Source organism: Burkholderia sp. WSM2230 (assembly GCF_000472445.1).
Taxonomy (GTDB): Bacteria; Pseudomonadota; Gammaproteobacteria; order Burkholderiales; family Burkholderiaceae; genus Paraburkholderia.
In genome coordinates, this window is sequence record NZ_AXAJ01000025.1 from 42671 (window position 1) to 54004 (window position 11334).

5 protein-coding genes are annotated in these 11334 nt (G+C 66.4%); all 5 read left to right on the top strand.

Annotated features, from left to right (window positions below):
- Positions 1 to 153: 153 nt before the first annotated feature.
- A complete protein-coding gene (locus A3AC_RS0128615) occupies positions 154 to 1038 on the top strand; it encodes a YqcI/YcgG family protein (RefSeq protein ID WP_025603017.1) in 885 nt (294 codons plus the stop codon).
- 64 nt (positions 1039 to 1102) lie between these two features.
- On the top strand, positions 1103 to 2749 hold the full coding sequence (locus A3AC_RS0128620) for a cyclic peptide export ABC transporter (RefSeq protein WP_025603019.1): 1647 nt from the start codon (positions 1103 to 1105) through the stop codon (positions 2747 to 2749).
- A gap of 17 nt (positions 2750 to 2766) precedes the next feature.
- A complete protein-coding gene (locus A3AC_RS0128625) occupies positions 2767 to 3585 on the top strand; it encodes an ATP-binding cassette domain-containing protein (RefSeq protein ID WP_025603020.1) in 819 nt (272 codons plus the stop codon).
- Positions 3586 to 3810: 225 nt separating this feature from the next.
- Positions 3811 to 7455, top strand: coding sequence for a condensation domain-containing protein (locus A3AC_RS0128630; protein WP_025603021.1), 3645 nt, complete (start codon positions 3811 to 3813; stop codon positions 7453 to 7455).
- Between the two features lie 115 nt (positions 7456 to 7570).
- Positions 7571 to 11334: non-ribosomal peptide synthetase (locus A3AC_RS0128635; protein ID WP_035476053.1), on the top strand; the 3764-nt coding region annotated here is incomplete at its 3' end.

An 11334-nucleotide genomic window follows, 5' to 3' on the forward strand; every position in this document is an offset into this window, starting at 1 on the left:
GAAAACGGCAGCATCATGCAGGCGCCCACGGCAAAGATCGACAACAAAGGTGCCTCTTCCCCACGACAGCTGTATCGATGTTCCGGCCACCCGGTCCGGGATGCCTCGCGCGTTCGGCGCGCACAACAGTGGGTCAGGAAGAGAGAGCGAACGATGCAAGCAGGCAATAGTGCTATGGCAGAGGCCGATCGATTCGAGGTCAGCGACTGGAAGAGCCGGATCATTGCCGGCAGGGCGACGGGAGCGGCGGTGCGCGCACCCGCATGGCTGGACGCTTCGTATGCGACGCTGCGCGAGCAGGTGCTCGATCCGGCGTATCCGTGTTTTTTCGGCACGATGGCCGAGCGGCGCGGCGAGATGTTCTACTCGTTCGTCAACGGCGGCGATCTGCGCGATCTGCCCGCGACGATGCAAACCTTCGCGGAGCTTGCGTTGCAGCCGCAGTACAGGAGAAACAACATCGCCGTGTTTTTCGAGCCGGACCCGCAACCGCTTTCGCACGATGCATACAGGACCCGGTTCTGGGGCATCCTGCAGCAGTTGCACGACATCGATCCGGATCCGGCGGCGGACCAGCAGCCCGACCCGATGGACGAGGCGTGGGAGTTCTCCTATGCGGGCGTGCAGATGTTCGTCGTATGCGCGTGCCCGTCGTTCCGCGCGCGCCATAGCCGCAATCTGGGGCCTGGCATGGTGCTGCTGTTCCAGCCGCGTTCGGTGTTCGTTGACACCATCACGAACAAGGTGATCGGCCGCGAAGCACGCAACGAGGTGCGCAAGCGTCTGCAAACGTGGGACGATATTCCCGCGCATCCCGATCTCGGCTTTTATGGCGATCCGGGCAACCTGGAATGGAAGCAGTACTTTCTCGACGACGCAAACGCGCCCATCGAGGAGCGCTGTCCGTTTCTGAAGCGCCGCGCGCAGGTTATGCCTCACGCTGCACAGGCACGCCGTCATGTGTCCGCACATGGTGCGCGCAACGAACACGAAAGAACCTTCACGCATGGAGACGATGCGCGAGGTGTCGATAACTGACGCGGCCGGAGCGCGAGGACCTGCTCGCGTCCTCGCCAAAGCAGGCCGCACTGAGAGGAGCTTCATGTCCGTACTTTTGCAACTGGTCAGCAAGTCGCGCTGGATGATCGCCGCCGCGCTCATTGCGAGCGTGCTGGGCGGTCTCGGCAATGCCGCCTTGCTCGCGCTCATCAATCAGGCGCTAGTCGCGACGCCGGATGGTCTCGCGCGGCTCGGCATGCAGTTCCTCGCAGTGGGTCTCGGCGTGCTCGCGATGCGCGCGCTCGCGCAGTCGCTCTTCATGTGGCTCGGCCAGCAGGCGAAAGCGACATTGCGCATGCGCACGATCCGCCGCATTGGCGACGCCGCGTTTGCGCAGCTGGAAAAGCAGGGCGCGGCCAGATCGCTTGCTGTCCTCACGCAGGACCTGGACACGATCGTGGTGTTCTTCGTGAGCCTGCCTTCGCTCGCGATGCAAAGCGCGGTGATCGTCGGCTGTCTCGCGTATCTCGGCTATATGTCGTGGCCGATCCTGCTCGTCGCGATCGTCACCATCGTGCTGGGAATGACGGGCTTTCGCTACGCGCACACCCGCGCGATGTTCCATTTGCGTGCCTCGCGCAAGCGCGAGGACGATCTCGTCAGGCACTTCCGCGCGCTCTTTGACGGCGCGAAGGAACTGAAGCTGCATCGCGCCCGCAAGACCGCTTTCGTCGAGGACACGCTCGCGAGCAACGTCGAAGCCGTGCGCGTGCAGCGTACGCGGGGCTACATGCTGTACGCGGCGGCGACGAGTTGGGGCAACTTCATTCTGTTCGCGTTCATCGGCCTGACGCTCTTCGTGTTCGCGCGCTACATCAGAGTCGATCCTCATGTCATGTCGGGCTACGCGATTGTGTTCGTCTACATGATCATGCCGATCGAAGCCGTGCTCTCCGCGATTCCGAGCCTCAGTTCGGCGCGCGTCGCGTTGGAGCGCATCGAGCAGGTCAATGCGGAACTGCCGCGCGAGGTCATGCTCGAACCACCGGTCGCGGCATCGTTCGAAAGCATTGCGCTCGACGGCGCCACGCATCGTTATTTCCGCGAGAAGGAAAACGAGGTGTTCACGCTTGGGCCGGTCGATCTCGTGTTCCGGCCAGGCGAGCTCGTCTATCTGATCGGCGGCAACGGCAGCGGCAAAACCACGCTCGCGAAAATGCTGGTCGGGCTTTACGTGCCGGAGAGCGGGCGCGTGCTGCTGAACGGCGAGCCCGTCGACGAAGCGCGGCGCGACGCCTACCGGCAGCATTTCTCCGTGGTATTCAGCGACTTTTTCCTGTTCGACACGCTGCTCGGCATGCCCTCTGAAGGACTCGACGCGCTTGCGCAGCAACTGCTCGTCGATCTGCAACTCGATCACAAGGTCAGCGTGAAGGACGGCAGGTTCTCGACCCTCGACCTCTCGCAGGGGCAACGCAAACGGCTCGCGCTCGTCGTCGCGTATCTGGAGGATCGTCCGTTCTATGTGTTCGATGAATGGGCAGCGGACCAGGATCCGCTCTTCAAGGACGTGTTCTACAAGCGCCTGCTGCCCGAGCTGAAGGCCAAGGGCAAGACCGTGCTCGTCATCACGCACGACGATCGTTACTTCCATCTCGCCGAGCGCTTCATCAAGCTGGATTTCGGCCAGATCGTCGAGGACGGCCCAGGCGCGGCGCATGCCGCGAGCCTCGCGTCCGCTTATCACTGATTCAGGATTCATTTTTCATGAACGCCAATCCGTCCATTATTTCCGCAGCTGTCGGGCACGGCGAGCCGATGTACGAACTCGACGGCGTGTCGTTTCACATCGGCGAGCGCGTGCTGTTGCATCCGCTCGCGCTGACGCTGCCGAAAGGACGCGTGTGCGGCCTGATCGGTCACAACGGCTCCGGCAAATCGACGTTGCTCAAGCTGCTCGCGCGTCAACAGGCGCCTACCGCAGGCACGCTGCGTTTCGCGGGCCGTGCGCTGCGCGAATGGGAGAACCGCGAGTTCGCGCGTCAGGTGGCTTATCTGCCGCAACAGCAGCCGGCGGCTAGCGGCATGACGGTGCGCGAGCTGGTCGCGCTTGGGCGCTATCCGTGGCACGGCGCGCTTGGACGCTTTACCGGTGTCGACGGCGACAAGGTCCGCGAGGCGATGGAGCTGACGGACATCGCGCGTTTCGCGGACCGCGCGGTGGACAGTCTGTCGGGCGGCGAGCGGCAACGCGCATGGATTGCGATGCTGGTCGCGCAGGACAGCCAGTGCCTGCTGCTCGACGAACCGATCTCCGCACTCGACATCGCGCATCAGCTTGAAGTGCTCGACCTCGTGCGCACGCTGAGTCAGCAACGTGGTCTCGGCGTGGTGGTCGTGCTGCACGACGTCAACATGGCGGCGCGTTTCTGCGACGACCTCGTGGCGCTGAAGGGCGGCCGCCTGCTCGCAAGCGGCAGCGCGCCGGAACTGATCGAAGAGAAGATGCTCGGCGCGATTTACGGCGTGCCGATGGGCACCGTTGCGCATCCGCGCGGCGGCACGCCGATCAGTTTCGCGTATTGACCGGCACCCGCCGGCCGGCCCTTGCGTCGCCATGATGCAAGCGGGCCGGCACGGCTGACCGGCGTCACATAACGGCGTTCCCAAGAGACGCCTTGCTTTCCCCGCAATGACGATATTCACGCCGCCGGCGCAACGCATGCGACGGCGACGCTTGCTTTGCGCCGCGCCGATGCGGTGCAGGGCGACGACAGCCGCGCGGCGCGCGGCAAATCTCGGGAGGCGAGGATGTCTGTTATCAATACGCCGCGCCACGATGGCGCGGACCAGCATGCGGCGAATCGCGCTGCTCAGGACCAGGAAGCCAGCAGCACCGCGTTGTTCGGTGACGCGCCGCTCAAGCCAGCTGCGGCGCCCGCGATGGACATGGTCGCGGTGATGAAGCTGCACGTTCGCGAGCGCCCCGATCAACTGGCAGTGCGTTTTCTCGCGGACGGCGACGCGGACGCTCACGAGCTGACCTACGCAGAACTCGATGCACGCGCGCGGCGTCTCGCGGCGCTCCTGCGCCAACACGGCGCACCGAACGACCGCGTGCTGCTGATGCTGCCGAGCGGGCTCGACTACGTGACGTCGTTCTTCGCCTGCCAGTATGCGGGGATGATCGCGGTTCCGGCGTATCCGCCGCAAGCGCTGCAAAGCGGACATATCGAACGGTTGCAGCGCATCTCGGGCGATTCCATGGCACGAATCGCAGTGGTGGACCGCGCCTCGCGTGCGCCGTCGGGCGAGTTGGAGTACGAGCTCGAGCTGAACGGTGCGACGCTCCTGTCGCCAGACGAGGCGAGCCGCGACGAAAACTTCTGCATCGGTCGCGTCGAACCCGACGCGATAGCATTCCTGCAGTACACGTCCGGTTCGACGTCGGCGCCGAAGGGGGTGATGGTTAGTCATGCGAACGTATGCGTTAACGTAAGCGCGATGTCGCGCGGCATGGGTTGCCGGCAGGGCGACCGCATGTTCTCGTGGCTGCCGCTCTATCACGACATGGGGCTGATAGGCAGCGTGCTGATGCCGGTGCTGTGCGGCTTTGAGGTCACGCTGATTTCGCCGCTGCATTTTTTGGAGCGTCCGGCGCGCTGGCTCGCCGGCATCGCACGCGAGCGCGCGACCGTAACGGGCGGCCCCGACTTCGCCTATCGACTATGCACGGACCGCGTACGCGAAGCACAGCTGGCCGGGCTCGATCTGTCGTCGCTGCGCGTGGCGTTCTGCGGCTCGGAGCCGATTCGCCAGACGACGCTCGACGGTTTCGCTGAGCGCTTCAGCGCCCACGGCCTCGATCCGCGCGCGATGTACGCATGTTATGGACTTGCCGAGGCGACGCTGTTTTTCACGGGCGTGGAGGTGGGCTCGGGCTCGCCCGAGACGCGTTTTTCTGCGTCCGCACTTGCGCAGCCGTCTCCGCTCGCGCGGTCTGTGGCTGCTGGCAATGGCGGTAACCATGGCGCTTACGGCGACCACGGCGACCACGGTAACCGCGCCGGCCACGGTGACGATAAGGCCGTCGTCGGTTGCGGTGTAACGGCGTTCGGCCATGAGCTTGCGATTGTCGAGCCGCAGACGGGCGCGCGCCTGCCGGACCGTTATGTCGGCGAAGTGTGGTGCGCCGGTCCGAGCATCACGCGTGGCTACTGGCAAAACCCGCAGGCCACCGCCGAGGTGTTTCTCGACGACGCGCCAGGTTTTCCGGGACGCTGGCTGCGTACCGGCGATCTCGGTTTCGTCCACGGCGGTCAGCTGTTCTTTTGCGGACGCCGCAAAGACATGATCGTGCTGCGCGGCGAGAACGTGTATCCGCAGGACCTCGAGACGGTGCTCGCGGAGCGTGTCGAATGGCTGCGCCGCGGGCGCGTCACCGCGTTCGCGGTCGAGACGGCCGACGGCGCGGAGGCGATTGGCGTGGCGGCCGAAGTCCCGCGAGGCAGGACGCGGCAAGTGGCGCCTGAGACGATTTTCGCTGCGATCGCGGCAGCGCTCGGCGACGCATTCCAGTACGAAGCCGCGTTGATCCTGCTGCTCGAACCCGGCGATCTGCCGCGAACTTCCAGCGGCAAACTTCAGCGCAGCGCCTGTGTGGCCGCGTGGCAAAGCGGCGCGCTCATGCCGTTCGCTGTACGCGACGCGAGATCAGAGCGGCCGCAAGCCATCGCAACGGGCGCGAGCGCATCAGAAGCGAGCGGCGCGACGTTGACGCCGACGGCGCAGATCATCGCGCAGGTCTGGAGCGAGGTGCTCGACGTGCCGACACCGCGCGCATCGGATGTTTTTTTCACGCTTGGCGGCCGCTCGCTGCTGGCGGCGAAGGTCGCATCGCGGCTGCGTGTGCAACTAGGGCGCGACGTGCCAGTTGGGCTGATGTTTAGTCATACGAAGCTTATGGATCTGGCCGCCGCGTTGGATGCGCGCTGGGCAACTCCATCGCAGGCAGGCACGAGCGTTGCCCGCCTTGCACGACGCGCTGCGAGCGAGCGCGGCGCGGCGCCGCTGTCCTTGCCCCAGGAACGCCTCTGGGTATTGTGGCAAGTCGATCCGGACAGCCCCGCGTACAACGTTTCTGCGGCGCTCTCGTTGACAGGTCCGCTCGATGCTCACACCGCGAAATGCGCGCTCGATGCGCTGGTTTCTCGTCACGAGATGCTGCGTACACGTTTTGACGATACCGGCGACGCGCCGCGCCAATTGATTGCGCCAGTGGCCGACGCGGCGGATCTTCGCGACGCGTGGCACTGGGAAACCGTCGACGCGCGCAACAGCACCGACGAACATTTCGACGCGCAGTTGCGCCGACGCGCCCGCGAGCCGTTCGATCTGACACGCGGGCCGCTCTTTCGCGCGACGCTGTTCGCGCGTGGCGATGGACGGCACGTGCTGCATTTCGTCATGCATCACATCGTCGCGGATGGCTGGTCGATCAACGTGCTGCTGCGCGATTTCGCCGCCGGTTATCGCGCCGCGCTACGCGGCGGCACGCGCACGCCGCCCGGACTGCCTGCACCGGCAGTCCAATACGCCGATTACGCCGCATGGCAGCGCGAGCGCTTTAGCGCCGACGGCGGCGCGCAGCTCGACGCGCAGCTCGACTACTGGCGCGGCCGTCTCGCCGGCTACGACGCTGTGCTCGATCTGCCGACCGTGCACGAACGCGGCCGTGCGTATGAGCCGCTTGCCGCGCGCGTCGGCGCACGCATTTCTGTTGCTCTCGCGAGCCGCCTCGAGTCGCTCGCGCGCGCGGAAAACGCCACGTTGTTCATGGTGCTGCTCGCTGCATTCGCCGCGCTGCTGTCGCGCTACAGCGGCGCGCAGGACGTCGCTATCGCGGTGCCCGTCGCCGGCCGCGACCGGCTCGAAACCGAGGAGCTGATCGGCTTTTTCGTCAACACGCTGGCGATGCGCGCGTGCGTGAAAAGCACCAAGACGTTTGCCGCATTGCTACGCGAAGTGCGCGACGACAGCATCGACGCGCAGGCGAACGCCGACGTGCCGTTCGAGCGCGTTGCGGCGGCGCTGCAATCGGGGCGCCGCGCGGGCGGCAGTCCGCTCGCGCAGATCAAGTTCGTGCTGCACGACGAATTCGACACGACGCTCGATCTCGACGGCGTGCGGTGCGAACTGATCGACGCCGACGCGAGCGATGCCCGCTTTGAACTCGCGCTCGACGTGTTCCGCGAGCGCGCCGGCGAATTGCGCTGCGTGTTCGCGTACGCCGCTGCACTTTACGACGATGCGTTCGTGGCGCAGTTAGCGCGGCACTACGTCGAACTACTCGAACAGATTGCGGACGCGCCTTTGCGTGCTATCGGCGAATTCCGCCTCGACGACGATGAAGCGGCTGAAAGCACTGCGCGCGGCGCGGGGGCTTACGCGCCCTGAGCGCGCGAGTTTAGGGCGCCTTCGTGTCGCCTTCGTCACCACGACTCGACTCGAAACACAGTGGCCCGCGTTTGCCCGCGCGGGCGTCAGACACCTGGATCACACCACGGACACCATGCAAGCCATCCATTTCGACACCGATTTCCTGCCTGCGCGCGTCGCGCGGTTTGCCATTGAACGGCCGAACGCCGTTGCGCTCGCCGACAGCGCGGGGCCGCTCGGCTGGCGCGATTTGTGGGCCTGGTCGGGCGGCCTCGCCGCGGCGCTCGTCGACGCGGGCGTGCGGCCCGGCGACCGCGTGGTGCTCGCGTTGCCGCGCTGCGCGGCGCTCGTCGCGACGATCCTCGCGGTGTGGCGAGTGCGTGCGTGCTATGTGCCGCTCGATCCCGCGTTGCCGCAAGCGCGGCTGCGCTGGCAGGCTGAGGATTGCGGCGCGCGAGTGGTGGTGACCGGCGAGCCGTTCGAGGCGGTGGTTGGAACTATGGGTGATCTGGGTTGCGAAGGAGTGGCCAACACCGCGGCCAACACCGCAGCCAACACCATCGCTAACACCGCCACCAATTCAGGAACCAGCGCCGCGCCAACATCAGCCAGGCCCGCGTGGCTGCCCAACGGAGTGGTGCAGCTGAACCCACACGCGTTGCGCGCAGGCGCCAGTAGCGCCACTTGCGCGGATAGCGCCGATCTCACCGTTGCTTATCCGCAAGCCGACGACAGCATCCTCGCCTGGCCCGCCTACGTGATCTACACATCGGGCTCGACTGGTCGACCGAAGGGCGTCGTGCTGAGCCATGCGGCGCTCGCCGCGTATCTGCGTGGCGTCTCCGAACGGCTGCCGGAGCAGATCGCGAGCGCCGCGTATCTGTCGACACCCGCCGCCGACCTCGGCCACACGTCGCTGTTTGGCGCGCTCTGGCATGGCTGGACGCTGCATATGCTCGACGCCGATGTCGTCGCCGATCCGGATGCCTTCGCGAACTACATGCACGCGCATGCCGTCGATCTGCTGAAGATCGTGCCGAGCCATCTCGACGCGCTCCTGCAGGCGCAATTTCCCGAGCGGGCATTGCCGCGCCGTTGCCTCGTGATGGGCGGCGAGCCCGCGCCGAGGCGCCTTGCCGAGCGTGTTGCAGCGCTGCGTCCCGAATGCCGCCTCATCAATCACTATGGACCGACCGAGACCACCGTCGGCGTGCTCACGCGCTGCGGCGCGCAAAGCCGGGCGGCGACACTGCCGCTCGGCAAGCCCCTCGCGCACGTTGACGCGCGCATCGTCGATGCCGACGGCAACCCGGTGCCGAAGGGCGCGGTGGGTGAACTTTGCATTGGCGGCGCGAGCGTCGCGTATGGCTATCTGAACCGGCCGTCGCTGACGGCAGAGCGCTTCGTGCCCGACCCGCATGGTCACGGCACGCGGCTTTACCGGACGGGCGACCGCAGCCGCCGCCTGCCCGACGGCGAATTTGCGTTCCTCGGACGTCTCGACGACCAGGTCAAGATCCGTGGCTTTCGCGTCGAGCCGGAAGAGGTCGCCGTACGCCTGCGCGTCGAGGACGGCGTGCGCGACGCCGTGGTGATCGCGCATGCGGACAGCGAGGGCGCGGCGCCGCGCCTTGTCGCCTATCTGAGCGCGGCCGGCACGCTCGACGTCGACGCGATCCGCGCGCGTCTCGCTGCGGATCTGCCGGACTACATGGTGCCGTCGTCACTACAGGTGCTGGCCGCGTTGCCGCTCACCGCCAACGGCAAGGTCGACCGCGCCGCGTTGCCGGTCCCGCAGCAGCAGGGCGGGGCCGCGAATGCCGCGCGCGTCGAGCCGCGCAACGACGCCGAACGCACGCTCGCAGGCATCTGGAAGCTAGTGCTCAAACGCGACGATATCGGCGTAACGGACAACTACTTCGAGATCGGCGGGGATTCGATTCTGAGTTTGCAGATCATCGCGAAGGCGCGCGGCGCAGGACTCCGGCTGACGCCGAAGCAGATGTTCGACTATCCGACTATCGAGGCAGCGGCGCGGGTGGCTGTGGCGGTGGCGGGGGGGCGTGCGAGTGTGCCGGCGGGCGCGATTGTGAGTGCCGGTGCGCCTGCGACTACGCATACGCGCACACGCGAAAGCGTGGCCACGTCCTCTGGCGCATCCGCGGCCACCTCCGCGGAGGCCTTCGCAATCACTAGCGCCGCAACCGCAAGCAGGACCGCCGGCAACACCACCGCGGCCCCAACGGCAGCGACTCAGGCACCCAACGCATCGCGCGCCATCGAACCTGCTCCCAACGAGCCCTGGTTCGCGCAAGCCGGCGTTTCGCGCGACGCCGTGGAGGCCGTCTACCCAGCCACGCCGATGCAGCAGGGCCTGCTCTTTCACGGCATGCTCGACGGCGAGCCCGGCATGTATGTGTCGCAGTTGCGCCTCACGATCGACGAGCTCCGCATCGACACGATGCGCGCGGCGTGGGACGCGGTGATCGCGCGTCATCCGGTTTTGCGCACGCGCTTCGTGTGGCCCGCGGGCGGCGAGCCGTTGCAGGTCGTCGAGCGGCACGTGCGCATGCCGTTCGAAGTGCATGCGCGCATTGCCGATGGGGCGCCGGGTTCGCCTGTCAACGCGTCGACAGAAGAGCAATATGAGGCTGCATACGACGCCGCGCGCGAGGCGCTCGTCGCGCGCGGCTTCGAACCGGGCGTCGCGCCGCTGATGCGCGTAGATGTTTTCCAGCGTCCCGACGGCGCTCACGATCTTCTGTGGACTCATCATCACGCTCTGACGGATGGCTGGAGCACCGCGCAGGTAGTGACCGAAGTGGCGCGCGCATATGCCGCGATCGAGGCTGGCGGCGCCCCTGATGCATCGCCCGGCGTGCCTTATGAGGCTTACGTCCGCTGGCTGCATGGCCAGCCCGACACCGCTTCGTTCTGGCGCGCGCGGCTCGCGACGCGCGATGATCCGGCGCGCCTCGCCGATGCGCTCGGCAGTGCGTGGCGGCCGTCGTCCGAAAACAGCGCTGTTGGAGCCGAGGCAAAAGCGCTGATCCGCGAACTCGACGGCGTCTCGCACGCGCGTCTGAAGCGCGCCGCGCAGCGCGCGCAGGTCACGCTGAACACGCTTGTGCAGGCCGCGTGGGCACTGGTGCTCGCGCGCTTCTCGGGGCGCACGCAAGTTGCATTCGGCATGACCGTGTCGGGCCGGCCGGTCGATCTGCCGGATGCACAATCGACGGTTGGTCTTTTTATCAACAGCCTTCCGCTGTGGGTCGATGTCGAATCGCACGCGCCGGTGCGTGCGTGGCTCGCCGCGTTGCAGCGGCATAACGCTGAGTTGCGCGACGTCGAGCACACTCCGCTCGCGAGCTTGCAGCAATGGGCGGATTCGAGCGTCGATGCGCTGTTCGATAGCCTCATCGTGTTCGAAAACTATCCGCTCGACGACGCGCTTGGTGCAATCGGAGCAGCGAGCGAAACCCGCGGCACGCTGCGCGTGCGCGCCGTCGAGGCGCACAACCGCACTCACTTGCCGCTGATGCTGGTCGTCGCGCCCCGTCATGTGGGCGGAGGCGACGCGCTCAGGCTGGAATGGCACCGGCATGCGGCGCGCGTGTCAGCGGAGGGCGTCGCGAGCGTCGCCGGGTATTTCGAGCAGATGCTGGATTGCCTCGTGACCGCGCTCGTCGAGAGCCATGATACCGACGTGCGGGTGCGCGATCTGACAACAGGCCACACTGCAGATTTCGCCGCGACATCTGCCGTCTCGTTTACGTACGAGCCGGTGACGGCGCGAATCGCGGCGCAGGCCCGCGAGCGTCCCGACGCGATTGCACTCGTCGACGGAAATGATCAGGTGACCTATGCGCAACTCGACGCATGGTCGCGCGCGATTGC

Excerpts from the sequence above, each read along its gene's own strand:
- A3AC_RS0128615 (WP_025603017.1), top strand. The coding sequence starts at position 154 with ATGCAAGCAGGCAATAGTGCTATGGCAGAGGCCGATCGATTCGAGGTC.
- A3AC_RS0128620 (WP_025603019.1), top strand. The coding sequence starts at position 1,103 with ATGTCCGTACTTTTGCAACTGGTCAGCAAGTCGCGCTGGATGATCGCC.
- A3AC_RS0128625 (WP_025603020.1), top strand. The coding sequence starts at position 2,767 with ATGAACGCCAATCCGTCCATTATTTCCGCAGCTGTCGGGCACGGCGAG.
- A3AC_RS0128630 (WP_025603021.1), top strand. The coding sequence starts at position 3,811 with ATGTCTGTTATCAATACGCCGCGCCACGATGGCGCGGACCAGCATGCG.